The organism is Nocardia sp. IFM 10818 (assembly GCF_054655275.1).
Genome location: NZ_BAAHJH010000001.1, coordinates 1,723,170 through 1,749,043, shown reverse-complemented (window position 1 = coordinate 1,749,043; position 25,874 = coordinate 1,723,170). Strand labels below are relative to the sequence as shown.

General features: G+C 68.7%; 16 protein-coding genes. 8 read left to right on the top strand and 8 right to left on the bottom strand.

What is annotated here, in order from left to right; genetic code table 11:
- Position 1: 1 nt before the first annotated feature.
- Both ACYQ5L_RS07735 and ACYQ5L_RS07730 read right to left on the bottom strand, forming a co-directional pair.
- Complete coding sequence (locus ACYQ5L_RS07735; protein WP_459956656.1) at positions 2 to 895, bottom strand: alpha/beta fold hydrolase; 894 nt, start codon at positions 893 to 895, stop codon at positions 2 to 4.
- A 29-nt stretch (positions 896 to 924) separates the two neighbouring features.
- A complete protein-coding gene (locus ACYQ5L_RS07730) occupies positions 925 to 2,205 on the bottom strand; it encodes an FAD-dependent oxidoreductase (protein WP_459956654.1) in 1,281 nt (426 codons plus the stop codon).
- A 60-nt stretch (positions 2,206 to 2,265) separates the two neighbouring features.
- Between ACYQ5L_RS07730 and ACYQ5L_RS07725 the strand changes: the two genes are divergently transcribed.
- The 3 genes from ACYQ5L_RS07725 to ACYQ5L_RS07715 all read left to right on the top strand — a co-directional run bounded on the left by ACYQ5L_RS07725 (position 2,266) and on the right by ACYQ5L_RS07715 (position 4,154).
- On the top strand, positions 2,266 to 2,916 hold the full coding sequence (locus ACYQ5L_RS07725) for a TetR/AcrR family transcriptional regulator (RefSeq protein ID WP_459956652.1): 651 nt from the start codon (positions 2,266 to 2,268) through the stop codon (positions 2,914 to 2,916).
- Positions 2,917 to 3,001: 85 nt separating this feature from the next.
- Complete coding sequence (locus ACYQ5L_RS07720) at positions 3,002 to 3,322, top strand: hypothetical protein (protein ID WP_459956650.1); 321 nt, start codon at positions 3,002 to 3,004, stop codon at positions 3,320 to 3,322.
- A gap of 46 nt (positions 3,323 to 3,368) precedes the next feature.
- On the top strand, positions 3,369 to 4,154 hold the full coding sequence (locus ACYQ5L_RS07715) for an SDR family NAD(P)-dependent oxidoreductase (protein ID WP_459956648.1): 786 nt from the start codon (positions 3,369 to 3,371) through the stop codon (positions 4,152 to 4,154).
- A gap of 5 nt (positions 4,155 to 4,159) precedes the next feature.
- Here ACYQ5L_RS07715 and ACYQ5L_RS07710 read toward each other — a convergent pair whose 3' ends face one another.
- Both ACYQ5L_RS07710 and ACYQ5L_RS07705 read right to left on the bottom strand, forming a co-directional pair.
- On the bottom strand, positions 4,160 to 4,906 hold the full coding sequence (locus ACYQ5L_RS07710; protein ID WP_459956646.1) for a metallophosphoesterase family protein: 747 nt from the start codon (positions 4,904 to 4,906) through the stop codon (positions 4,160 to 4,162).
- 70 nt (positions 4,907 to 4,976) lie between these two features.
- On the bottom strand, positions 4,977 to 5,447 hold the full coding sequence (locus tag ACYQ5L_RS07705) for a MarR family winged helix-turn-helix transcriptional regulator (protein WP_459956644.1): 471 nt from the start codon (positions 5,445 to 5,447) through the stop codon (positions 4,977 to 4,979).
- A 91-nt stretch (positions 5,448 to 5,538) separates the two neighbouring features.
- Between ACYQ5L_RS07705 and ACYQ5L_RS07700 the strand changes: the two genes are divergently transcribed.
- Positions 5,539 to 7,119 carry an MFS transporter gene (locus ACYQ5L_RS07700; RefSeq protein WP_459956642.1) on the top strand — a complete coding sequence of 527 codons (1,581 nt, stop codon included), beginning with the start codon at positions 5,539 to 5,541 and terminating at the stop codon, positions 7,117 to 7,119.
- A gap of 65 nt (positions 7,120 to 7,184) precedes the next feature.
- On the opposite strand, the gene ACYQ5L_RS07695 is transcribed toward ACYQ5L_RS07700, so the two are convergent.
- Positions 7,185 to 10,655: a protein kinase domain-containing protein gene (locus tag ACYQ5L_RS07695; RefSeq protein ID WP_459956640.1), complete on the bottom strand. Its 3,471-nt coding sequence runs from the start codon at positions 10,653 to 10,655 to the stop codon at positions 7,185 to 7,187.
- A gap of 199 nt (positions 10,656 to 10,854) precedes the next feature.
- Here ACYQ5L_RS07695 and ACYQ5L_RS07690 point away from each other — a divergent pair, with 199 nt between their 5' ends.
- Positions 10,855 to 12,360 (top strand): bifunctional phosphatase PAP2/diacylglycerol kinase family protein, encoded by a 1,506-nt coding sequence (locus tag ACYQ5L_RS07690; protein WP_459956638.1) that lies wholly within the window; start codon positions 10,855 to 10,857, stop codon positions 12,358 to 12,360.
- Between the two features lie 571 nt (positions 12,361 to 12,931).
- On the opposite strand, the gene ACYQ5L_RS07685 is transcribed toward ACYQ5L_RS07690, so the two are convergent.
- The 3 genes from ACYQ5L_RS07685 to ACYQ5L_RS07675 are packed head-to-tail and all read right to left on the bottom strand — an operon-like array spanning position 12,932 to position 16,254.
- Entirely contained in the window at positions 12,932 to 15,319 is a 2,388-nt protein-coding gene (locus ACYQ5L_RS07685; protein ID WP_459956636.1) for an ATP-binding cassette domain-containing protein, read from the bottom strand.
- 12 nt (positions 15,320 to 15,331) lie between these two features.
- Positions 15,332 to 15,739 carry a VOC family protein gene (locus ACYQ5L_RS07680; RefSeq protein ID WP_459956634.1) on the bottom strand — a complete coding sequence of 136 codons (408 nt, stop codon included), beginning with the start codon at positions 15,737 to 15,739 and terminating at the stop codon, positions 15,332 to 15,334.
- Positions 15,740 to 15,744: 5 nt separating this feature from the next.
- Complete coding sequence (locus tag ACYQ5L_RS07675; RefSeq protein WP_459963348.1) at positions 15,745 to 16,254, bottom strand: helix-turn-helix transcriptional regulator; 510 nt, start codon at positions 16,252 to 16,254, stop codon at positions 15,745 to 15,747.
- 83 nt (positions 16,255 to 16,337) lie between these two features.
- On the opposite strand from ACYQ5L_RS07675, the gene ACYQ5L_RS07670 reads away from it, so the two are divergent.
- The 3 genes from ACYQ5L_RS07670 to ACYQ5L_RS07660 all read left to right on the top strand — a co-directional run bounded on the left by ACYQ5L_RS07670 (position 16,338) and on the right by ACYQ5L_RS07660 (position 25,792).
- The gene (locus ACYQ5L_RS07670) at positions 16,338 to 22,631 is read left to right on the top strand and encodes a type I polyketide synthase (RefSeq protein WP_459956632.1); all 6,294 of its coding nucleotides are present in this window, start codon (positions 16,338 to 16,340) and stop codon (positions 22,629 to 22,631) included.
- A 63-nt stretch (positions 22,632 to 22,694) separates the two neighbouring features.
- Positions 22,695 to 24,803: a TRAP transporter permease gene (locus ACYQ5L_RS07665; protein WP_459956630.1), complete on the top strand. Its 2,109-nt coding sequence runs from the start codon at positions 22,695 to 22,697 to the stop codon at positions 24,801 to 24,803.
- Positions 24,800 to 25,792 carry a TAXI family TRAP transporter solute-binding subunit gene (locus ACYQ5L_RS07660; protein WP_459956628.1) on the top strand — a complete coding sequence of 331 codons (993 nt, stop codon included), beginning with the start codon at positions 24,800 to 24,802 and terminating at the stop codon, positions 25,790 to 25,792. Before ACYQ5L_RS07665 ends, ACYQ5L_RS07660 begins: the two co-directional genes overlap by 4 nt.
- Positions 25,793 to 25,874: the final 82 nt, after the last annotated feature.

Here is a 25,874-nt window from a genome sequence, read left to right as displayed (position 1 = left end):
CCTACTTCGTGGCGTCCGCCAGGTCGAGGAGGCGGGCGCGGACCAGATCGGGGCGTTCGTCGACGACGAAATGGCCGCAGTCCGAGACGAGTTCGAGGGTGTAGTCGTCGGCCCGGGCGGTTTCGGGCGCGGCCAGGGAGTGGTGGACGGCCGCGTCGTCGACGCCGAAAAGGGCGCGGACCGGGATGGTGGCGCGGCGGCGTTCGGGAGTGCGGGCGGAGGCGGGGATCTCGCGCAGCCAGAAGGTGCGGTAGGTGTCGGTGGCGGCGCGGGCGCAGACCGGGTCGCGGAAGCGGTCGGCGAAGATGCGGACCTGTTCCGGGGTGAGGGCGGCGCGGTTGGTAAGAGCCGCGCCGATGGTCCATTCCAGGAAGCGGGTGCGCTGCTGGAGCGGAACACCGGCGGCGGCGATCAGCGGCTGATAGACGAGGAAGCGCCAGACATTGCGGGCCAGGATGGCAGCCGGGACCCAGGGGTGGGCCATATTCAGGACCAGGTAACCGGAGAAGCGCTCGGGCTCGCGCAGGGTCATCAGGTAGCCGATGAACCCGCCCCAGTCGTGGCCCACCAGCAGGACTCGCTCCAGTCCGAGAACATCCAGGAGCGCAAGCACATCCGAGGCGATGTCCTCCTTCGCCCAGCGATGCGGGGCCGGGCCCGACCAGCCGTAGCCGGGCAGGTCGGGCGCGATGATGCGCAGGCCCTCCGGCGGATCGGCGAGCAGGTCGCGGTAGGCGTAGTGGTGCTGCGGCCAGCCGTGCAGCAGCACCACGGGGCGGCCGGTGGGATCCCCGGACTCGGTGACATGGAATCGGACCCCACGCGCCGCCACGAATGAGCGGCGCACACCCGGGATGGCCGGTGGCTCGGCGGCGAGAACACTGGGGCGAGGCATGAATTCACGATAGCGGCGGGGATCGGTCTTCAGGCGGCTTCGAGATCGAGGGACCTGCCCCGCAGCGATCGGATCCACGGGGCGACGCGCATCATCCCCCAGCGCAGGACCGGGTTGCGGGTGGTGAAGCGGGTCATCATCTTCTCGGAGGCTTCGACCTCCTTGAAGGAATAGGCGAGCATTTCCCGCTGGTAGGCATCCACGGCCGATTCGAGGGATGCGCCGGTTCGCACTGCCGCCCGCAGCTTTTCACTCAAGAGCGCGGCGTCACGCAGCGCGGTATTGCCGCCGTGCGCTCCGAAGGGCGGCATGGTGTGGACGGCGTCGCCCATGAGGGTGGCGCGCGCAGGCAGCCAGCGGGCGGGCTCGGTGGCTGCGCGCAGCGGAACGGCCAGAGTGCACTCGATATCGGCGCGCTCGACCAAACGCTGTAGTACAGGGTGGAATTCGCGGGAGGCCGCCAGGGCGAGACCGTGCAGCGCGGTGCCGTCGAGCCGCTGATCGGACGGGAACGCGTGGTCGGGGAAGATGATCGCCCACATCACGTAGTCGTCCTCGACGGGCGGACGCTGCGCCGGGGCCAGCCGGGCGAAGGCCTGCACCGGAGACTCCTTGAACGGCATGGTCGTGAAGAAGAAGGCCGATCCGGGCGCGCCCACGGCGAGGACGCCGCTGTCGGCGAGCGCCGCCGGAACCAGGGATTCACCGTCCTGAACCAGCTGCGAACAGCCGTAGATCGCGGTCATGCCGGTGCCCTTCGGTGCGCAGTCCGGTAGGAGTTGCTCGCGCAGTGGGGAATTCGCGCCATCCGCGCCGACCACGAGATCGGCTCGCACGGCGGCGCCGTCGGTGAAATACAGTGTCGCGCCGTCGGAATCGGTCTCGACCCGCGCGGCGGCCTTGCCGAAGTGCACGCGGCCTTCGAGCCCGTCGAGCAGCAGGGCGCGCAGCGTCTGGCGGTCGGACTGCCGCGGCTTGGTCAGGTCCTCGCCGGTGGGATCGCCCGCGAAGGCGAGGCTGAAGATCTCCCGCATGTGCTGCGTGAAGAAGCGGAAGTGCCCGCCCGCGCGGGTGTCGCTCGCGGTGGCGAGGTACAGCTCGAACAGCCGCGGCGGCAGGCAGCGCCGCAGCGCCTCGATGCCGTGCTCATCGGTGGTGATGCGGTAGCCCTGACGGCGGGCGTGCGGCGCTGCGTCGCGCTCGTACACCTGGACGTCGAATCCGGCGTGCAGCAGAGATTGCGCCAGGCACAGGCCGCTCAGCCCGGCTCCGGCAATGGCAATGGTGGTTTCGGAAGGGTGCTTCGACATGCCGTAAATAATCATCCATTTGGATGATTGTGTCAACCACGAGTACAGTTACGACCCGTTATGGCTGATGACACCTCGAATGAAGACACCGGCGCGGGCCGCCGCGCACGCCGCGTGCCCACCGCCGACGAACGGCAGCGCGACGCCGAGCGCACCCGCGGCAGACTGCTGGCCGCGGCCTTGGATGTGTTCGCCGCCAAGGGTTTCGCCGGCGCGCGCGTCCAGGAGATCGCCGACCGGGCGGGCGTGAACAAACAGCTCATCACCTACTACTTCGGCGGCAAGGACGGCCTCTACCAGGCCCTTCAGCAGCAATGGCTGCAAATGGAAGGCGGCTTCGCCGCCCCCGACCTCCCCCTCGACGAACTGGCCGCCGCCTACCTGCGCAACGGCTTCGAGGATTCCCGCATGAGCCGCCTGCTGGCCTGGGAGGGCCTGGCCGAATCCAGCGGCGCGGAGCCCGTCGAATACGCACCCGAGGACCTCTCCGACCTGCGCCGCCGCCAGGCCGAGGGGCAGTTCCCCGCCGATATCGATCCGGGCGTCTTCCTCCTGGTCGTCATGGGCGCGGCCATGGTCCCGACGGCGCTGCCGCAGGTGGTGCGCCGCGTGACGGGCCTGAGCCCGGATTCCGCCGAGTTCCAGCGCCTGTACGTCGATCAGCTGCGGCGCATCATCCGCCACCTCAACTCCGCTGATTCAGATTCGTGACACTTCGTTTTGCATTCGTGACAGATAGTTGTTACATTATGTGTCGTATTCGAAGCAGCCGTCGCACGGGAGCCATACTGCCGCTATGAAGCAGCGCTTCGCCAAGTGGAAGAACAGCGTGTCCGGCAGCGCCAGCGATCGGGCGATCGCCCAGCGCATGGGCACGAACAACACCAAGGTCGCGCGTCATCTCAATGAGAGCGACCCGCCCGTCGCGGAGACGGTCATCGAATTCGCGCGGGCCTACGCCGCGAATCCGGTGCTCGGACTCATAGCGGCCGGATTGGTGACCCTGCAGGAAGTGGAGGAGGCGGCCTCCGACGCCGGCGTCTGCCAGGCGACCAGTCAGCAGTTGCTGGAAGAGCTGCTGAAACGTGAGAAGGGCGGTGCACGCGCCGCCCGCTGATCCGGTCCGAGCCGGCCATCCGCCCCTCGGACCGCCGGAGGAGAACATGGATCTGCGACTGACCGGAACCACCGCCGTCGTCACCGGCGCGAGCCGCGGCATCGGCCTGGCCATTGTCGAGGAATTGACCGCACAGGGCGTGCGGGTGGCGGCGGGTGCGCGCACCATCACCGCGGACCTGCGCGGGACCGGGGCGATCGCCATTGCCGCCGACCTGACCACACCCGACGGGCCCGCCGACTTCATCGACCGCGCGCACGCCGAACTGGGCGAAATCGATGTGCTCGTCAACAATCTCGGCGGCGGCGGCGACCACGAGCTGGCGCCGAAATTCCTGGACGCCACCGATGAACAGTGGACGCGCATGTTCGATCTGAACTTCTTCAGCATGGTGCGCACCACCCGTGCCGCCCTGCCGCACCTGCTGCGCAGCCGCGGCGGCATCATCAACTTCTCGTCCATGAGCGGGCGCATCCCGCACACCGCACCGCTGACCTACGCCGCGACCAAGGGCGCGGTGAGCACCTTCAGCAAGGGGCTGGCCGAGGAGTTCGGGCCGCTGGGCGTGCGGGTCAACACCATCTCGCCGGGCGCGGTGCTCACCGAGCAATGGACCGGGCCCGATGGATACGGCGCGAAACTCGCCGCCTCGCGCGGCATTCCGCAGGAGGAGCTGCTGCGCACCCTGCCGCACGAATTCGGCGCCACCATAGGCGAATTCGCACAGCCCCGGCAGATCGGCGCGCTGGTCGCCTTCCTCGCCTCCCCGCTGGCTTCGGCCATCCACGGATCCGACTACGCCGTCAACGGCGGCGCGATAAAGACGGCCTGACCGATTCAGAGCCGGCCGGTGCGCAGGGCGCGGGCGACGTCGGGGCGGTCGTTCGCCTCGGCGATCCGCGCGGCGGTCTCGTAGTCGTAATCGACGACGAACTCCTCTGCGACCCAACCCGGTTCGCCGTCGTCGATGATGGTGAACCGGGCGGGCGGGGTACCGGCCTCGACCTTGTGCGGATACGGCAGCTCGTCGTCGTAGGCGGGCCAGCCGACACTGCCGGGATTGACCAGGAGGGAGCCGTCGGGCAGGCGGCGGTTGCGTTGCAGGTGGGTATGGCCGCACAGGTAAACCCGGTGGCGGCCATAGGTTTCGCCGAGTCGCCGCACGATCTCCGTGTCGGTCGCCTCGCGTAGTCCGGTCGGCTCGACGGTTTCGGTCAGGTAGCAGAGGTCATCGGCCGGGCTGCCGTGGAAGGCGAACACACCCGGCGCGGGTTCGGCTGTGGCGGGCAGGCTTTCGAGCCAGGCGCGGTCGGCGGGGGTGATCGCGCGGGCGGCGAGCCGGTCGGACCGGCTCATGCGCTCCGCCGCGAAGGTGAGCACCTGGCGTTCGTGATTGCCGCGCACCGTGATGATTTCGGGCCGCTGCCGCAGCAGATCGAAGGTGCCGCGCGGGTCGACGCCGCCGGAGGCGATATCGCCCAGGTTCACGATGAGATCGACGCGCTGCCGGTCGATCTCCGCGAGAACGGCCGCGAGGGCGGGGGTATTGCCGTGCACGTCGGACAGGACAGCGATTCTCACCATCGCTCGGAGCGTAGGCGGCGAACCGGCGAATGTAAATACATTTCCGCAACTTCACATATTTATGCAGAATTCAGCGGTTGTAGTCCTCGATCGTGGTGCGCAGGCGAGCCACGAGAGCCTCGAACCGACGCAGCACCTCCGGCGAATACTCGGCGAGGACCGCATCCTGCTGAGCATTGAGCGGGCCGAAGAAGTCGTCACCCAGCTCCTTGACCAGCGGACTCGCACGCAGGGTGACCACCCGGCGATCACTGTGCTCACGGGTGCGGCTGACGTACCCGGCCTGCTCGAGCCGGTTCAGCAGCGTGGTCATCGCGCCGGAGGTCAGCGCGATGCGCTTGCTCAACTGCGCGGGCGAGATCGGCGCGCCCTTGGCCTCGGCCGAGGCGATCTCCAGCAGCGCGAAGGCATCGGTCGAGTGCACGTTCAGCGTCACGGCGAAACGGCGGCCCAGCTCGGTGAACGCGGCGCCATAGGCCTGCAGTTCCTCGGCCAGCCGTTCTCGTTGTGCCGCAATGTCTTCGGGCGACCGCCTCGCCATCCGGGTTCCTCCTCCGTCATTCGCCGATCGTTGACAACCTACCCGTCGCCTATTTAGCTTTATGATGAAGTTACTTTATCATGGAGGTACAGTGTCTATCGAAACAGAGGCGCCCGCGCGGCGGGTGTGGTTGGGGCTGATCGCGGTATCGCTGGGTGTGGCGCTGATCGTGGTGGACATGACCGTGGTCAATGTGATCGTCGCGCCGATCATCGACGACCTCGGAATCACGTCGATCGAGGCGCAATGGATCCAGGAGTCCTACGCGATCGTCTTCGCCGCACTCCTCCTGGTCGCCGGGCGACTGTCGGATCTTTACGGCGCGCGCCGGATCTTCCTGATCGGACTGGCCGTCTTCTGGGTGACGAGTCTGCTCGCCGCGGTCGCGCCCAGTGGTGAACTGCTGATCGCCGCGCGATTTCTCCAGGGCGTCGGCGGGGCGATGCTGCTACCGACCTCATTGGCGCTGGTGAACGCGAGTTTCACCGGCGCCGCACGCGGACAGGCATTCGCGATCTGGGGTTCCACCATCGGTGCGGCCGCGGCCGTGGGCCCGCTGCTGGGTGGCTGGCTGGCGGATTTCTCCTGGCGCTGGGCATTCGGCGTGAACATCCCGCTGGCGGCGCTGATCGCATTCGGCGTACTGCGCTATCTGCCTGCCCCGCAGCGCATTCCGGGCCGAGTCGACCGAATCGGTGCGATCCTGTCGATCGTGGGTCTCGGCCTGCTCGCCTTCGGATTGATCGAAGGGCGCGCGTACGGCTGGCTGGAGACCGTCGCGCCCCTGAGCATCGCTGAATTCACGTGGAGCAGCGGTCCATCGCCGGTCCTGATCGCATTCCTCGCGGCCGGACTCGCCTTGTACGCGTGCTGGCGGCGACAGGCCGCGCTGACACGCACGAGCGGCGAACCACTCATGGCCGTGCGGCTGTTCGGGATTCCCTCGTTCCGCACCGGCAATGCCGTCACACTGCTCGTCGGCCTCGGCGAGTTCGGCATCATCGCGGTGGCGCCGCTGTGGTTGCAGTTCACCCTGGGCTACAGCGCATTGCAGGCCGGACTGGCACTGGTGGCCCTCGCCGCCGGTAGCTTCTGCGCCAGTGGCGCCAGCTTCGCCATGACCGCATCCGCCCTCACCAAGGTTCGCATCGGACTGCTGCTGGAGGTGGCCGGGCTGGCGCTGCTCGGACTGATCGCCGGTACCGGCACCGCCTGGTGGGCCATTGCCATCGCCTTGTTCGTCTACGGCGTCGGCGTCGGCTTCGCCACCGCCCAGGTCACCAATGTCGCGCTCGCCGAGGTACCCGCCGAGTTCTCCGGCCAGGGCTCCGGAATCCAGAGCACCGCACGCGAACTCGGCGGGGCACTCGGCATCGCACTGCTCACGACCGTGTTCTTCAGCCTGCTCGGCTCCGGCGTCCGCGGCCGCCTCACCGACGCGGGTCACCCCGCCGCCGCCGAACTGAGCCACACCGTCACCGAAAGCGCGGGCGCCGTCATCCCCGCCCTCGCCGCCGACTCCGCCACCGCCATCGTCGCCGAATCAGCACGGTCGGCCATGAGCACCGGCATCGAGATCTCCAGCTACCTCTGCGCCGGATTGCTCCTGATCGCCTTGGCCGCCACCGCTCTCCTCCCCCGATCCCCCGCCCCGGCGGATCCGGTCAAGTGATCACCGGGAACTGGTGGCGGCATTTCCCGAGTAGCGGCCGCCACCAGTTCCCGGTCGGTGATGTTTCAAATGGTTTGGGCGGCGTGGGCGTCGACCAGGGCTTGGAGGAAGGCGGCCGGGACGTGGGGCCAGTCGCTCTGCCAGCGGCCGGTGCTCTGGTCCTCGTGCAGGGCTGCCAGGGTGGCCACCACATGCGGGCCGCCGTCGAGGATGTAGCGGACCGAACCCAGTTCGGCGCATTGGGCGGTGACCGTGGCCAGGAGTGTCTTCGCTTCCGCGGTGCGGCCCGCCGCGGCCAGGCAGGCCACCAGCAGGCGGCGGGCCTTGAGGAGTTCCCGCGGGCGGTGGACGGATTCGAGTTTGTCCACCCACTCCCGAGCCCAGGTGCAGGCCAGGGCGGTGTTTTCGGGGGTTTCGTCGGCGAGGAGCAGGCGGATGGAGGTGAATTCCTCGTAGAGCACGGTGAATTCGTCGATGGCGTCCACCGGTGTGCGGCGGTGGTGGTAGTCGACCACCGGGAGGGGGCCGAATTCGGGGTGCGGGGGCAGGCCCAGGCGGAGGCGTTCGTTCTCGACTTCGGCGCGCAGGCGCGGCAGGTTCATGGAATGCGCCACGCGCGCACCCTCATTGAGACGGCGGATGGCGGCGCTGCGGTCGCCGAGCAGGGCCTTGACGCGGGCCCCGACCACATAGCGGGCGAGTTTGAAGTCGACCACGCCCGCATCGGGGCCGAGTTTGTAGCCCTCGTCGAGCAGGCGTTCGGCTTCGGCGATCTCATTGCGCTCGTAGAGGAGTTCGCCGAGCAGGGAACCGGCGAGGCGGGCGCCGTAGGAGTGGCTGCCACCGGACTGCTTGGCGACCTTGAGCGCCTTGCGGAAGTACTTCTCGGCCCCGGCGATATCGAGCTGCAAGCTGGCCGCGCCGCCGAGGAAGCACAGGCCGTGGACATTGTTGTAGAAGCCTTTGTTGCGGCGCATGTACGGGGCGGACCATTCCTGGATGCGCAGCGCCTCGTCGAAGTCGTAGCGGTAGCCGGCCGCGAAACTCGCCACGTTCGCGCCGATGGCGACCACGTACGGGGACAGGTCGTCGGCGCGGAAGAAGCAGGGGGCCAGCATGTCCTCGACACCGGCGAGGACATCGGCGCGCACGGTGATGACCGCGTGCACCACACCGGCCTCGGCGCGCAGCAGCGCGGCCGTCTCCGGATCCAGGCCGCCCTGGTCGATGGTCGCCTCGGCCAGCCGCAGCGCGCGTTCGGCGGGCCCGGCGCGGTGCAGCAGGATATTGGCCCAGGCCAGATCGAGTTGCAGTCGTGGATGGGTTTCGATGACCGGGGCGGGCAGCTTGTTGACCAAACCGATGAGAGTGGCCATCTGGCCGTACTCCAGCAGCGACATGCCGTCGCGCTCGACGATCTCCACCGCGCGCTGCTCGTCCCCGGCGAGCAGCGCGTGATCGACCGCCTCGCTGACGTGCCGGTGTTCGGCGAACCACGCCGAGGCCGCGCGGTGCAGCTCGTCGATGCGTTCGGGCAGATCGTGTTCCAGCCGCTGTTGCAGGAAATCCTGGAACAGGCGGTGGTATTGGAACCACTGGCCGCCATCGAGCCTGCGCAGGAACAGATCCTGCTGTTCGATGTGCTCCAGCAGCGCCTGCCCGTCCGGAACGCCGGTGAGCGCGGAAGCCAGCTCGCCGCAGATCCGTTCGGTGATCGAGGTCGCCACCATGAAGTCCAGGATTCCGGGCTCGAGGGTGTCCAGGACGTTCTCGGCGAGGAATTCGCTGATGGCGTGGTGGCGTCCGGTCAGATGGCCGATCAGCTGCGCGGGATCGTCGCTGCCGCGCAGGGAGAGCACCGCCAGTTGCAGCGCCGCGATCCAGCCGCCGGTCGATTCGGTGAGATCCTCCACATCCCCGCGATCCAGGTCCAGCTCGCTCAGCCCGACCAGGAACTCGTAGGTCTCGTCGATATCGAAACGCAGGGCGGCGGTGCCGATTTCCACCAGTTCATCGCGCCCGCGCATGGAGCTCATGGGCAGCCCGGTCTGGCGGCGGCTGGTCACCACGGTCTGCACGCCGGGGCAGCAGCCTTCGATGAGGAAGCGCAGCGCCCGGGTGGTCGCCGGATCGGTGACGCGATCCCAGTCGTCGATCATTATCACCAATCGCTCACCGCGCCGGTCGATCTCGTTGATCAGCGAGGTGAGCACGAAGCGCTCGGCCTCGTCACCGTGCTCCTCCAGCAGCTCCCCCAGCTCCCGCGCCAGCGAAGGCCGCACGGCCCGAATGGCTTCGATGAGATGGGACAGGAACCAGACCACATTGTTGTCGTCGTGATCGACGGTCAGCCAGGCTACCGAGACGCCGTCGGCGCTCAGCGCGGCCGCCCACTGCGCGGCCAGGGTGGTCTTGCCGAAACCGGTGGGGCCGTGGATGACCACGAGGCGGCGCCCGCTCCCCTGCCGCAGCCGGTCGATCAGCCGCTCCCGCTCGACGAGCGCCCGGATGAGCACCGGCGGCCGCAGCCGGGTGGCCGGCACCGGCGGCGTCACGCGCGCCGAGGAGGTGCCGCGCCGGCGGCTGGATCCGGTCGGCGTCGGCGCGGTGCGGTGGCCGGCCGGTTCGGTGGCCGGCAACGGTATGGCCATCTCATCGAGCGGCAGCCCGTGCCGCTGCTGCACCTCCCGCAGCATCTCGCCGAATTCCGCTGCCGTGCCGGGCCGTTTCCCGCGATCGCGGGCCATGGCGCCCTCGATGGCCGCGGTCAGATCGGCGGGCAGCCCGGCCCCGCTCAGATCCGGAATCGGCGCTTTGGTGATGCGCACGAACTGCGCCACCAGCTGTTCCCCGCTGCGCCGCTCGAAGACCGCGTGCCCGGTGCTCGCGCAGAACAGCGTCGAGGCCAGGCTGTACACATCGGCGGTGGCGTCGGGCGTCTGTCCCTGCAGGACCTCGGGCGCGGTGAAGGCGGGCGAGCCGGTGACGGTTCCGGCGGTCGTCTCGAAACCGCCCACCAGCCGGGCGATGCCGAAGTCGCCCAGCAGCGGTTCGCCGTATTCGGTGAGCAGGATATTGCCCGGCTTCACATCCCGGTGCAGCATGCCGCGCCGATGCGCGGTCTCCAGCGCGCCCGCGATCTTCACCCCGATGCGCACCGCCTCCTGCCAGCTGAGCGGGCCCTGCTCGGCGACCCGGGCGTCCAGCGAGCCGTGCGCCTGATACGGCATGACGATGTAGGGCCGCCCGGTCGCGGTGGATCCCACCTCGAAGACGGTCATGATGTTCGGATGCCCGGACAGCTTGCCCATGGCCAGCTGCTCGCGCACGAAGCGTTCCAGGTTCTCCGATTCCAGATCGGCGGTGAGCACCTTGATGGCCACCATCCGGTCGAGGGCGGCCTGGAAGCAGCGATACACGACGCCGAAGCCGCCCCGCCCGATCTCGATGGCGTCGGCGAACCCGGCAGCCTCGAGTTCCGCCGCGAATCCGGAGGTCGGCGAACGTTGCGTGGAGAGCGGATCGATATACGCCACGGCAACCTCGATACAACTACCAGCCGGTTACCTCGAGCATATTCCCGTAACGGGCATTGCGCCCACCGGTCCAGCAAACAGGCCGGTCCGGATTTGCCGGACCGTTCGAAATGCACTGGCCGTCAACGTCGGTAGGGTCGAACAGGTGAGTGCGCGGTTGCGGCGGAGATTCCGCAGGGTGGGACATATCGATCGATCGATGACGGGTGTGGTCGCCCGGATACCCAGGTCCGGAATCGATTCCGGCATGTTGCGATTGACCACCGCCGCCGATCACAGCCTGCTGTGGTCGGTCACCGCGGCGCTGCTGGCCACCAAACCGGGTTCCACGCGCCGGGCCGCGCTGCGCGGCATGGTGTCCGTCGGCGGCACCACCGTGGTGGTGAACTTCGTCCTGAAATCGCTGTTCGTGCGGCGGCGCCCGGCGGCCGAGCTGCTGCCGGCGCATCGGCGGCTGGTCAAGGCGCCGACCTCCTCGTCCTTCCCGTCCGGGCACAGCGCCTGCGCGGCCGCCTTCGCCACGGCCGTCGCCCTGGAGAGCCCGCGCACCGCGCTGGTGGTCGCGCCGCTGGCGGCGACCGTCGCCTATTCGCGTGTGCACACCGGCGTGCACTGGCCCTCGGATGTGCTGGTGGGCGCGGCCATCGGCTCCGGGGTCGCGCTGGCCACCCGGCGCTGGTGGCCGGTGCGCGAATCCGATGAGGCGGAGGCGCGGGTGGTGCGCGACGCACCCGCCCTGGTGGCGGGCAATGGGCTCGTGCTGGCGGTGAATCCGGTGTCCGGCGATCCGTACTACGACCCGACCCTCGATATCGTCACGGCGCTGCCCGCCGCACTGGTGCTGCGCACCGAGCCCGGGCGGGACTGCGTCGAACAGCTCGAGGAGGCGCTGGCCGCGCACCCGGATCGGATCGTGGCGGTGGGCGCGGCCGGCGGCGACGGCACCATTGCCGCGGCGGCCGCGGTGGCCATGCGGCACAAGCTGCCCCTGGTCGTCATACCGACCGGCACGCTCAACCATTTCGCCCGCGACCTCGGCGTGTACGACCTGCGCGAAGTCGTCGACGCCACCGGAGCCGGTGAGGCCGTGGCCGTCGATATCGCCGGCGTGGAATTCGATACCGCCGACGGCCCGCGCACCCACTACTGGATCAATACCGCCAGCCTCGGCTCGTACCCGGATCTGGTGCGGTTGCGCGAGAAATGGCAAGAGCGCTGGGGCAAATGGCCCGCCTTCGCCGCCGCCCTGGTGGTCACCCTGCGCCGGGCCACGCCGATTCGCATCCGCGTGGACGACCGCTGGCACGACGTGTGGTTCCTGTTCGTGGGCAATGGCCCCTACCACCCGCACGGCGCCGTCCCCGCCTTCCGCTCCCGCCTCGACGAGGGCCTGCTCGACGTCCGCTGGCTGCGCGCCGACCTGCGCTTCTCCCGCACCCGCGCGGTGCTCGCCCTGGCTCTGGCCGCGGTCGGCCACAGCAAGGTCTACGGCGAACGCCAGACCCGCGAGCTCATCGTCGATCTGACCGAACCGCAGGCTGTGGCGGCCGATGGCGAGGTGATCGGCGAGGGCACCCGGTTACGCTTCGGCGTCGTGGGGCGTGTGGCCGCCTACCGCCGGAACGAGGACAATCCCCGGTGGGCGGACCGCTACCGGCCGCATCACCGGCGGCCGTTGGCTCGGTTGCTCGCGCGCGACTCTTAGTTTGCAGGTGTGGAGGGCGGGTCTGATCAGGGACGCTCGTGGCTGTGTTTGATTTGCCTCCGCTTCGCTCCGGCGGGGTTCGGGGCCTGGAGGTCTCGATTTTTCCCTCCCTCCGCGCACGCCGGAGCTCCTCCGCTTCGCTCCCCCGCTCCGACGCACGCTCCACTCAGTCCAAAATCGAGACGGCCCCGAACCCACACAGTTGATGCACCAACTGTCATCCCTACAGTCAATTGACAGTTCGCCTGCGGCGGACAAACACACAAGCACACGGGCTGGGGACCCGACGGGCTGGTGCCCCGGACCGGCTGGCGAGCAGACCGGCTGGCAACCGCACCGGCTGGCGAGCGGACCGGCTGGCGAGCAGACCGGCTGGTGAGTGGACCGGCTGGCGAGCAGACCAACTCGTGGCCAGACCAACTCGTGGCCAGACCAACTCGTGGCCGGACCGGCGGGCTTGGTGACGGCTGTGGCGGGTTCGCCTTCGGCGGACGGGGTCGGATTGGGTTGGGGCGCACACTGTTCTGGCGCCCCATGTCGAGTGTGGACAGATGGGAAGGGGTGTGGGCGGTTACGCGCCGACGTAGTCGGCGAGGTGTTCGGCGGTGAGGGTGGAGCGGGCGGCGACCAGATCCGCCGGCGTGCCTTCGAACACGATCTTGCCGCCGTCGTGGCCGGCGCCGGGGCCCAGGTCGATGATCCAGTCGGCGTGGGCCATGACCGCCTGGTGGTGCTCGATGACGATGACCGACTTGCCGGATTCGACCAGGCGGTCGAGGAGGGCGAGCAGGTTTTCGACATCGGCCAGGTGCAGGCCGGTGGTGGGCTCGTCCAGGACGTAGACGCCGCCCTTGTCGGCCATGTGGGTGGCCAGCTTGAGCCGCTGGCGTTCACCGCCGGACAGGGTGGTCAGGGGCTGGCCGATGGTGAGGTAGCCGAGGCCGACATCGGCCAGGCGCTCGAGAATGGCGTGCGCGGCGGGGATGCGGGCCTCGCCGGAGCCGAAGAACTCCTCGGCATCGGCCACGGACATGGCGAGCACCTCGGCGATATCGCGGCCGCCGAGCTTGTAGTCCAGCACCTCGGCCTGGAAACGCTTGCCCTCGCACACCTCGCAGACGGTGGCGACACCGGCCATGATGGCGAGATCGCTGTAGATGACCCCGGCGCCGTTGCAGTTCGGGCAGGCGCCCTCGGAATTGGCGCTGAACAGCGCCGGTTTCACGCCGTTGGCCTTGGCGAAGGCCTTGCGGATCGGTTCCAGCAGCCCGGTGTAGGTGGCCGGATTGCTGCGCCGCGAGCCGCGAATGGGCGTCTGGTCGACGGCGACCACATTCTCCGAGGCCGGAATGGACCCGTGGATGAGCGAGCTCTTGCCCGAGCCCGCCACGCCGGTGATCACGCACAGCACCCCGAGCGGGATGTCGACATTCACATTGCGCAGGTTGTTCGCCTTCGCACCGCGAATCTTCAACGCGCCCTTGGACTTCCGCACCTCGTCCTTGAGCGCCGCCCGATCGTCGAAGTGCCGCCCGGTAATGGTGCCGCTGGTGCGCAGCTTGTCCACGCTGCCCTCGAAGCAGACCTCGCCGCCCGCCGCGCCCGCGCCGGGACCGAGGTCGACGATATGGTCGGCGATGACGATGCTCTCCGGCTTGTGCTCGACCACGAGCACCGTATTGCCCTTGTCCCGCAACTGGATCAGCAGCTTGTTCATCCGCTGGATATCGTGCGGGTGCAGCCCGGCGGTGGGCTCGTCGAAGACGTAGGTGACATCGGTGAGCGAGGATCCGAGGTGGCGGATCATCTTGGTGCGCTGCGCCTCACCGCCCGAGAGCGTCCCGGACGGCCGGTTCAGCGAGAGGTAGCCGAGCCCGATCTCCACGAAGGAGTCGAGGGTGTGCTTCAGCGATTCCAGCAGCGGCGCCACCGAGGGCTCCTTCAGCGTGCCCACCCACTCGGCGAGATCGCTGATCTGCATGGCGCAGGCGTCGGCGATGCTGATGCCCTTGATCTTCGAGGACCGGGCCTCGGCGCTGAGCCGGGTGCCCGCGCAGTCCGGGCAGGTCTGGAAGGTGACCGCGCGCTCCACGAACGCCCGCACGTGCGCCTGCAGCGAATCGACGTCCTTGGCCAGGGTGGTCTTGCGGAGCTTGGTGATGACGCCCTCGTAGGTGAGGTTGATGCCATCGACCTTGATCTTGGTCGGCTCCTTGTAGAGCAGATCGCCGAGCTGCTTCTTGGTGAACTTCTTGATCGGCTTGTCCATATCGAAGAAGCCGCTGCCGCTGAAGATCCGCCCGTACCAGCCGTCCATGCTGTAGCCGGGCACGGTGAGCGCGCCCTCGTTGAGCGATTTGTTCTCGTCGTAGATCTGGGTCAGATCGATATCGTTGACCGACCCGCGACCCTCACAGCGCGGGCACATGCCGCCGGTGATGCTGAAGCTGCGCCGCTCCTTCACCGTCTGGCCATTGCGCTCGATGCTGACCGCGCCCGCACCGCTGATCGAGGCCACATTGAAGGAGAACGCCTGCGGTGAGCCGATATGCGGCTTGCCCAGCCGGCTGAACAGAATGCGCAGCATGGCATTGGCGTCGGTGGCGGTGCCGACCGTGGAGCGCGGGTCCGACCCCATCCGCTCCTGATCGACGATGATCGCCGTGGTCAGCCCTTCGAGCACATCGACATCGGGCCGCGACAGCGTCGGCATGAAGCCCTGCACGAAGGCGCTGTAGGTCTCATTGATCAGCCGCTGCGATTCCGCGGCGATGGTCGCGAACACCAGCGAGCTCTTCCCCGAGCCCGAGACGCCCGTGAACACCGTGAGCCGGCGCTTCGGAATGGAGATGCTGATGTCCTTGAGATTGTTCTCGCGCGCCCCGTGCACCCGGATCAGATCGTGACTGTCCGCGGCCGGCAGGGCGGGCGCCCGCTTCGCTTTCGTGGCAGGGCTCATCCGTCCGTCTCCTCAGAGTTGCTTGATACGGATCATGTTGCCGGAGGGATCCCGGAAGGCGCAGTCGCGCACGCCGTAGGGCTGATCCGTCGGCTCCTGCACGACCTCGGCGTCACTGGCCTGCAGTTTCTCGAATACGCCGTCGAGATCCGGGGTGGCCAGGTTGATGCTGGCGAAGGTGCCCTTGGCCATCATCTCCTCGATGACCTTGCCCTCGTCCTCGGTGATGCCCGGGTCGGCCCCCGGCGGGTACAGCACAATGGCGATCTCGGGCTGCGACGGCGGCCCGACGGTGATCCAGCGCATGCCCTGGAACCCCACGTCGGTGCGCACCTCGAATCCGAGCACATCGCGGTAGAAGCCGATGGCGGCCTCCGGATCGGTCTGCGGCAGGTAGCTCTGAGCGATTCTGATGTCCATGCGGATCACGCTAATTGCTGCCCGGCGGGCGGGGCTTCTCGATTCCTGACCGGTCTGGTGACCTGTTTGGCCACGCACGGCGGAATCCCCTCGGTATTCCGCGCTTCCTCCGCCTCCCGCTTGTACGCACTCGGCGACACGCCGACCAGCTCGGAAAACCGCGTGCTGAACGTCCCCAGCGATGAACACCCCACCTCGAAGCACACCTCGGTCACGCTGAGATCCCCCCGCCGCAGCAATGCCATGGCCCGCTCGATCCGCCGCGTCATGAGATACGAATAGGGCGACTCCCCATAGGCGGCCTTGAACTGCCGGCTCAAATGCCCCGCCGACATATGCGCATCCCGAGCCAGCCGCTCCACATCCAGCGGCTGCGCGTACTCCCGATCGATCCGATCCTTGACCCGCCGCAGCCGAGCCAGATCCTGCAGATGCTGCTGAGTACCGGTCCGGTTGCTCACCTGCACGATCGTGCCATATCGGCGTATCGGGGGTCGAACTCTCCGCACCCCCATCTGACGGTGCACGACCGAACGGGCGCGCTATCCGGCCCTGGCCTAGTCTTGGCTGCCGGACGCGAACATGTGAGGGAAAGATCTTGGCTGACATCGCCATTGTCGGGATCGGGTGCCGCTACGCCGGGGGGATCGATTCACCGGAATCGTTCTGGGACTTCATTATCGGCAAACGCGACGGCGTCACCGACATTCCCGCCGATCGCTGGGACTACCGCCGCTACTACGATCCGGACCGGCGCACGCCCGGGCGCATGTACACCAAACGCGCCGCATTCCTGACCGGTGATCCCTGGGCCTTCGACCCGGACTTCTTCGGCATTTCCCCGCGCGAGGCGGCCGCCATGGACCCACAGCAGCGGCTGGTGCTGGAGGTGGCGTGGGAAGCCCTCGACGACGCCGGGATGGCGCGCCGGGCAATGGGCGCCCCGGTGGGCGTCTACCTGGGCGCGTTCACCCTGGATCATCTCGCGGTATCCAATTCCAGCGACGCCCTCCCGCATGTGGACATGCACACCGCCGCCGGCGCGTCGTACACCATGCTGTCGAATCGAATCGCGTTCGCGCTCAATCTGCTCGGGCCCGCCATCACCGTGGACACGGCCTGCTCCTCCTCGCTCGTCGCCGTGCATCTCGCCTGCCAGGCGCTCGACACCGGTGACTGCACCCTCGCCTTGGCCGGTGGCATCAATATGCTCATGCAGCCCGAGCCGTTCATCTCCATGAGCAAGGCCGGCTTCCTGGCCGCCGACGGGCGCAGCAAGCCGTTCGACGCCTCCGCCGACGGGTACGGGCGTGGCGAGGGCTCGGGCATGGTCGTGCTCAAGCGGCTCGCGGACGCCGAGCGCGACGGCGACCGGATCTACGCCGTGATCAAGGCGACCGGATCGAATCAGGACGGGCGCACCACCGCCATCACGGTTCCCAATGCCGATCTCCAGGAAGCCCTCGCCAGGACCGTGACGCGGCGAGCGGGCATCGCACCGCACGAAATCACCTATGTGGAGGCGCACGGCACCGGCACGCCAATCGGCGACCCGCTCGAATTGCAGGCCATCGGGCGGGCATACGGGCAGGTCGAGGGGCGCACCCGGCCGGTCGGCGTGGGATCGGCGAAAGGCCAACTCGGGCATACCGAGGCCGCGTCGGGCATCGCGAGCGTCATCAAGTCGGCGCTGGCGATCTCGAAGCGGACGATCCCCCCGCAGGGCTGGCTGGAGCAACCCAATCCCGATATCCCGTTCGACACGCTGGGGATCGCGCTGCAGTTGGACGCGGAGCCGGTGGGAACCGAGATCGAGCGAATGACCGTCGCGGTCAACGGATTCGGCTACGGCGGCACCAATGCGCACGCCATCCTCCAGGAGTACGCACCGGCCGCGGTCCCGGCCCGGGAGCCGAAACACTTCGGGATATTCCCGATTTCGGCACGCACCGAGAAGGCCGCGCGGAAATTGGCGCACGGATACCTCGACCTGATCGCCGGCGGCGCCGATCCGGCGCGACTGGCCGAGGCGGCCTGGACCCGTCGCCGCCATCACCGGTTCCGGGCCGGGCTGATCTTCGGCGACGACACGGAATTGGTACGGGCCCTGCGGGATTTCACCGGCGGAACCGGCCGCCGCGCGACCAAGGTGGCCGCGAGCGAGAATGCCGATCCGGTGTTCGTATTCACCGGAATGGGCCCGCAGTGGTGGGCCATGGGTCGCGAGCTCCTCACGGCGGGAGGCGCCTTCGCCGCGGAGGCCGCGCGCATCGACGCGGAGTTCATCGAACTCGCGGGCTGGTCCATTGTCGCGGAACTGCTGCGGCCCGAGGAACAGTCGCGGGTCACCACGACCGCGGTCGCGCAGCCCGCCAATTTCCTCCTACAGGTCGCGCTGGTCGCCGCGCTCGGCGAACTCGGCATCCGCCCCGCGGCGGTCGTGGGCCACAGTGTCGGCGAGGTATCGGCGGCCTATGTCACCGGCATGCTGTCGCTGCGCGAGGCGTTGCTGGTCGGCTACCATCGCGCCCGGCTGCAAGCCACCGTGGCGGGCACCGGCGGCATGCTGGCGGTCGCGCTGTCACCGCGCGCCGCACGGGAACTCGTCGCCGAGGACGAGCAGGTCGATATCGCCGCCGTCAACAGCCCCGGCGTCGTCACCCTGGCGGGCTCCATGGCGCGCTTGCGGGAGATCGCCGAAACTCTCACCGACCAAGGCGTTTTCGCAAAACTTCTGCACGTCGAGGTGCCCTATCACAGCCATCTCATGGAGCCGATCCTCGACGATCTGCGCACCGCGCTCGCCGAGCTGCGGGTCTCGAATCCGACTGTCCCGCTGTGGTCCACGGTCACCGGCGAGCGCGTCACCGGGGCCGACTGGGACGCCGAGTACTGGTGCGCCAATGTCCGGCAGACGGTGCTGTTCCACGATGCCGTCACCGCCATGGCCGGTGCGGGACACCGGGTCTTCCTCGAGGTCGGACCGCATGCCGTCCTGGGCGGCAGTATTCGCGAAACCCTCATCCGCGCGGGCGAATCCGGAACATCGGTCGCCACGCTGAGTCGTCAGCAATCCGATTCCGAGAGCCTGCGGCAGACCATCGCCGGGCTGTACGCCGCGGGCGCGCTCGATATCGACGCCCTGTTCGACGGCGTGGTGACTCCGCACATCGAGCTGCCGCGGTATCCATGGCAACGCACCCACCTACGCAGTCAGGCTCCGATCGTGGCCCGGCTCAAATTCGGCACGCCGGGCGGTCGCCCGATGCTCGGCGACCCGGATCCGGAGAGTCCGGCGGACTATTGGCGCGTCCAGCTCAGCGTGGGCGCCATGCCGTGGCTCGCCGATCATGTGGTCGGCGGTGCGCGCATGCTGCCGGGCGCGGCCTATCTCGACGCGGCGCTCAGCGCGGCGGCCCTGCGGGCCGGGTCGGCCCGGGTGGCGGTGGAGGACGTCCGCTTCATCGCGCCGCTGATCATCGAGGAGGGCGCGGCGCCGATCATGGAGCTGCATGTCGAGGAGTCGACCGGGCAGTTCGCCATCCACTCCCGCGAGGCGGATGGCGAACTCTGGACCCTCCATGCCAGCGGGCGGTTGGTCACCGGCGCCTTCGACTCCGCCACCGTGAAGCTGCCCGCCCCCGACGAGCTGCACTCCGTCGATACGGCGGCGTTCTATGACGCGTTCCGTGCCCGCGGACTGGACTACGGCCCGGCATTCCGGCTCACCACCGGCTTGTGGGTATCGGGATCCACCGTGGTCGCCACCGTGGACGGGGCAGCCGTGCGGGACTCCGGACATCTCGTGCACCCGTGCGTGCTCGATGCCGCACTGCAGAGCCTCGGCGCCCTGGCGCTGGGTTCGGGCGGGACGCGGGACGAGGCGCTGGCCCCGGTGAGCGTGGCCGGGGTGCGGGTCTTCGATGCGGTTCCGGATGAGGTGACGGTCGTGGCCCGCTTCACCACCGGCACCGGGCTCGTCGCCGATGTGGATCTGCTCGATGCCGAGCGCAATGTGGTGGTGCGGGTGGTCGGTCTGCGGCTCGGCGCGATCGTGCCGGATCGTGGTGCGCTGCAACGGATGACGGACCATTTCTACGAGGACCGGTGGGAGAGGCGGGAACCGGTCGATCGCGCCGCGCTGCCGGCCGCGGAATCCGGCTTCGCGTTCATTGTCGACTTCGGCTGCGAGCCCGGCGATCTCGCGGCGCGCATCGCGGCGGGCTCGGTGCGGAGCGAGGTGTTCGCGGTCGGCGATCCCGGCCGCGAGGACCTGGAAACCGCGGTGAGCGAACGGCTCCGGGCCATCACCGACCTCGAGGACATCGAACGGCTGCACGTCGTGCTGGTCGCGGGGACGGAGTACTCCGACCTGGACGGCCTCTGGACACTGCGCCGGCTGGCGGTGGGTCTCGACGAGTTCTTCGAGGCGTGGCTCGAGCGGCGTGGCGCCGAAATCCCCATGGTCGGGGACGGTTCCATGCATGTCACGCTCGTCACGGAGCGCGCGTACGCGCATCCCGAGGCGGACGGCGCACCGAATCCGGCCCATACGGCGCTCGCCGGGGCCCGCCGGGTGTTGCTGAACGACCAACTGCGCCTGCGCTGGCGCTTGGTGGACGTCGAATCCGGGGTAGCCGCCGCCGATCTCGCCGCCGAGCTCGCCATTCCGGGCTCCTTCACCTACGACTACACCGATGAGGTGATCCTGCGCGACGGTCAGCGCTGGTCCACCGTGGTCACCGCGAGCCTGCCGGAGCGCCTCGCAGCGCTCGACCGGGCTGTGCCGCTGACGGATCCGGAGGCGAACTTCACCCTCGACCCGCTCGGCTCGCGCAGATCCTCGCGCGTGGGCTGGCGGCGCTGTGAGCGGCGGGCGCCCGGACCGCTCGACGTCGAAGTCCGCATGCACGCGGTCGGACTCGCTGACCGGAATCCGCTCGACGTCATCGACGCGGCCGGTGATGCGACCGTGGTCCGGATCGGTTCGGAGGTAGGCGATCTGGCCGTCGGTGATCGGGTGATGGTCTTCGCGAAGGGCGGAATCAGCCGCTTCCACACCATCGACCGCGCACTGGTCACCCGCATCGGCGCCGGCGCCCGGCCCGGGCACGCCACGAGTGTGGTGTCCTACGCCACCGCCGAATACGCCCTGCTGGAACTGGCTCGGGTGCGTGCCGGCGAGGTGGTGCTGGTGCACGACGCGGCGGGCGGTGTCGGCTCCGCGGCGGTCCGGATCGCGAAACTGCACGGCGCCGTCGTCATCGGCACCGCGGGCGCCGATGAATTGCGCGCCGGCCTGCTCTCCGACGGCGCCGACTACGCCCTGGACTCGAGTTCCCTCGATTTCGCCGACGACGTGCTCCGCCTGACCGATGGGCGCGGCGCCGATATCATCCTCGGCACCGCGCATGGTGAGATCGTGCGCCGGAACTTCCTGGCGGTGGCCGAATTCGGCCGCATCGTCCAGATCGGCAAGGCCGATGCCCGCGGTGGCGAGATCATGGACATGCGGTCCTTCGACAAGAACGTCTCGTACCAGTCCTTCGACCTGAACCGTCTGCTGCGGTCGCGCCGCGGCGAGACCATGGACCTGATGCATCGGGTGGCGTCCGCGCTCACCTCCGGCCGCTATCCGGAATTGCCGGTCGAGCTCTACGAAACAGACGATGTGGCACAGGCATTCGAGGATGTCGCGCACCCGGACCGGATCGGGCGGATCGCCCTCGGCCTGGCGGCCACCGCGCCGATGGTGCGGCCGCACACGCCGCCGCTCACCGTCGATCCGGCGGCGCGATACCTGATCACCGGCGGATTCGGCGCGTTCGGCCTGGCGGTCGGCCGCTGGCTGGTCGGCACGGGTGCGCGCCGCCTCATCCTGCTCGGGCGCGGCGGGGCCCGCACCGCTGCGAGCCGGGATCAGATCGCGGCCTGGGAACGCCAGGGTGTCGAAATCACCGAGGAACGAGTGGATGTCACCGACGCCGAAGCACTGACCCGGGTGCTGGCCCGGGCGCACACCGCCGAGCACCCGCTGCGCGGCGTCTTCCACACCGCGGGGATCGTCGACGACCGGCGCATCGCGGACATGGATCGGGACGGCCTGGCCGCGGTCTACCGGCCGAAGGTCGAGGGTGCGCGGGCCCTGCGCCACGCCCTCGCCGCGGCGGGAGCGGAGCTGGACATGTTCGTCCTGTTCTCCTCGATCGCCGCCATCTTCGGCAGTGTCGGCCAATACTCCTACGCCGCGGCCAATCTCGCGATGCAGGCCATTGCCGACCGGATCGCGCGCGACCGCATCGGCCTCGCGCCCGGCGGCAAGGTCCTCGCGGTCGGCTGGGGCCATCTGGCCGGCGGCGGCATGGCCGAGGCCGACGACCGCGTGACGCATTACCTGCGCACCACCGGGTTCGACCCCATCGATATGGACGAGGCCACCGAGTACCTGGAGAAGGCCCTCGAACTCGATATCCACCACCAGGTGGCCATTACCGCCATCGATTGGGGACGAGTCGCGGCCGCCATCCCGCACTTCAAGCTGGTCGGGCGCGTCCGGCCCCTGATCGCGGCCGCGGCCGACAACCAATCGGCCGCGGCCCAGCTGCGGTCGGCCCTGCGCGAACTGGACGAACAGCAGCGCACCGACTTCGTCGCCCGGTTGCTCGCCGAGCAGCTGGCGACCGTCCTGACCGTGGAACCCGAGTCCATCGACCGCACCGTCCGCCTGCCCGACCTGGGCGTCAACTCCCTCATGGGGGTCGAATTCGGCGCCCTGGTGGTCAAGGCCCTCGGCGTCGACCTCTCCACCCTCAGACTCGGCCGCAGCTTCACCCTCCACCAGGCCGGTGCCCGCACCGCCGAATCCCTCGTGGGCGGTGGCGAAGAACCCTGAGGTCGCGGAAATGGGGGCTTTGTTCGTCTGCGGAAACAAACTGAGCGTTATATCGTCTCGCACATGTTGGCTGCGCAAGGTGCCAGTACGGGTCTGGCTACGCCGGCCGAGCTCGGGGTGGACGATGAGGAGCGGCCCTCGCGGGCATTGCGGGGGTGGTCGAATCGCCTGGTTTCGGTGTGGGCATTCGGGATTGGGGGGCTGGCGCTGTGGCAGGTGTTCCGGCCGCTGGCTCAGGGGAGTCAGTATTACCTTGTTCTGTTCCTGGGGCTGACGCTGCCATTGGTTTTTCTGAGTTACGGGTCGGGGTGGCGGCGGCTGGATCGGGCCGATCGGCCGGTGTGGCTGGATTGGGTGCTGGCGGGGGTGGCGCTGGTTGCCTGCTTGTACCCGGTGCTTCCATTTGAAATCGGTTCCGGGGGCGGGGGTTACAACGAATTCCTGGATCGGCAGGGGTTGCTCGACCCGGTCGATATCGGGATGGGGGCGGTGGTGCTGCTGCTGGTGCTGGAGGCCTGCCGGCGAACCACGGGGTGGGTACTGCCGTTGGTGGGCGCGATTTTCCTGGCATACGGGTATTACGGCGGACTGCTGCCGCAGGACTGGTCGGTGGCGCATGCGGGGCTGGACTTTTCGCAGATCGTGGATGCGCTGTACAACTCGGCCAGCGGGTTCTACGGGACGCCGCTCGATGTCGCCGCTAGTTACATCGTGCTGTTCACCATTTATGGGGCGGTGCTCGAATTCTCAGGGGCGGCACGGTTTTTCGTGGAGCTGTCGGTGGCGGCGTTCCGGCGGTCCAACAGTGCGCCGGGGCGGACCGCGGTCACGTCGGGATTCCTGCTCGGGACCGTGTCCGGATCGGGGACGGCCACCGCGGTCAGCACGGGGGCGGTGACGTGGCCGATCCTGCGCAAGGCCGGGTACTCCCCGGAACAGGCCGGCGGGATGCTCGCCGCCGCGGGCGTGGGGGCGATTCTGTCGCCGCCGACGCTGGGGGTCGCGGCGTTCATCGTGGCCGAGTACCTGGAGGTTTCGTATCTGCAGGTGCTGGTCTGGGCGTCGATTCCGACGGTGCTCTACTACCTGGGGATTCTGCTGGCGGTCGAGATCGACGCGCGGCGGTTCCACTCACAGGGCACGGCCGCCACCAACGGCGAAGTGGCGCGGACGCCGGAGCCGGCGTGGAAACTGCTGGCACGCTTCGGATACCACTTCCTGTCGCTGATCGCCATTATCGTGCTGCTGCTGCTCGGGGTCAGCGCCACCAAGGCGGTGGCCTACGCCACGGCGCTGGCGCTGGTGCTGGCCTTGATCGATCGGGCTGTGCGGCAGCAGGGTTCGTTCGATCGCGCGGTGGCGCGGGAGTTCGTGACGGGCAGCCTGTCGTCGCTGTCGGCGGGCATTCGCTCGGCGCTGCCGGTGGTGGCGGTGTGCGCGGCGGCGGGGATCATCACCTCGATGACCACCAAGACCGGGCTGGGCGCGCAGCTGGCGGCGGTGCTGGTGCGGACGGCATCGGCCTTGTCGGACAATGCGACCGTGGTGCTGGCTGCCACGGTGGCCTTGGCGGCCATCGCGCTGGCGCTGCTGGGGCTGGCCATTCCGGTGACGGCCTCGTTCGTGATCGGGTGGGTGATCATCGGGCCGGCGCTGCTGACGCTGGGCGTGTCCGCGCCCGCCACCGCCATGTTCGTCTTCTACTACTCGGTGCTGTCGGAGGTGACGCCGCCGACGGCCCTGGCGGCCGTCGGCGCGGCGGCCGTGACCGGCGCCCGGCCGCTGCCGACCATGTGGCAGACCCTGCGATACGCGTTGCCCGCCTTCCTCGTTCCGCTGGTGTTCGTGCTCACCGATTCCGGTGAGCGGCTGCTGGGCCGCGGGCCGATCGTCGAGATCGTCATCACCAGCCTGATGGTGGCGCTCGCGGTGGCGGCGCTGGCCATGGCTACCGGCGGCTGGATTCTCGGCGCCGGCCGCGCCGATCGGATCGCGCGGATGCTCGCGGCCCTGGCGGGCGTCGTGCTGCTGTATCCGAACTTCGTCACGCTCGGCATCGGGGCGGCGCTGCTGGCGGCGGCCTGGGCGCTCACCCGATTCACAAGTCACCGTCGGGAACCGGCCCCGGCACAAGCTCTTTCGAAGCCGGTCTCACACGAGGGGAAATCATGACCAGATTCGCGACGATCGCGGTGGCGGCGGCGGTCACGGCCGCACTGCTCACCGGATGCGGTGGCCGGCAGGACACTCCGACGGCCGACACCGGCGGCGAGATCACCTGCGAGGTGACGCAGGAGACGCGGGTCAGCATCGCGACCGGCAATGCGACGGGCGTGTACTACGCGCTCGGCAATGCCTACGCGGAGCAGATCTCGGCGGCCACCGGCGGCAAGGTGAAGGCGACCGCCGCCGAGACCGGCGCCTCGGTGCAGAACATCCAGCAGCTCGTGCAGGGCCAGTACCAGGTGGCGTTCTCGCTCGCCGATTCCGCGGCCGACGCCGTGCTCGGCACCGGGGACACCTTCAAGGAGAAGCAGCCGATCCAGGCGATCTCGCGCATCTACACCAACTACACCCAGGTGATCGTGCGCAATGGCGCGAACATCAACTCCATCGCGGATATGCGCGGCAAGCGGGTGTCCACCGGCTCGCCGAAGTCCGGGACCGAGGTGATCGCCAACCGGCTGCTGCAGGCCGCGGGGCTGAATCCGGACTCCGATATCTCCGCCCAGCGCCTGGATCTGACCAAGACCGTGGAAGGCATGAAGGACGGTTCGGTCGACGCCATGTTCTGGTCGGGCGGACTGCCCACTCCGGGCATCACCGACTTGTTCACCACCGCGAAGGATTCGGTGAAGTTCCTGGATATCGCCGATCTGCTCGACAAGATGCGCACGGTCAACCCGGTCTACGAGCAGGGCGTCATTCCGGCCGCCACCTACGGTCTGCCCGCCGACGTCAAGACGATCGTGGTCCCGAACGTGCTGCTGGTCCGCGACAATATCGACGCCAATCTGGCGTGCGTGCTGACCAAGGTCCTCTTCGATCGCAAAGGCCAACTGGTGCAAGCCAACCCGGCCGCCAAGGGCATCGACCGCGCGACCGCGGGCAACACCAGCCCGGTCCCGCTCAATCGCGGTGCGGAGCAGGCGCTGAAGTAACTCTGTGATCTCGTGCTCCGCTGCCGGTCGGCAGCGGAGCACATTTCTGAATAGCGAGTGGCGGCGCGACGCAGGCTCGACA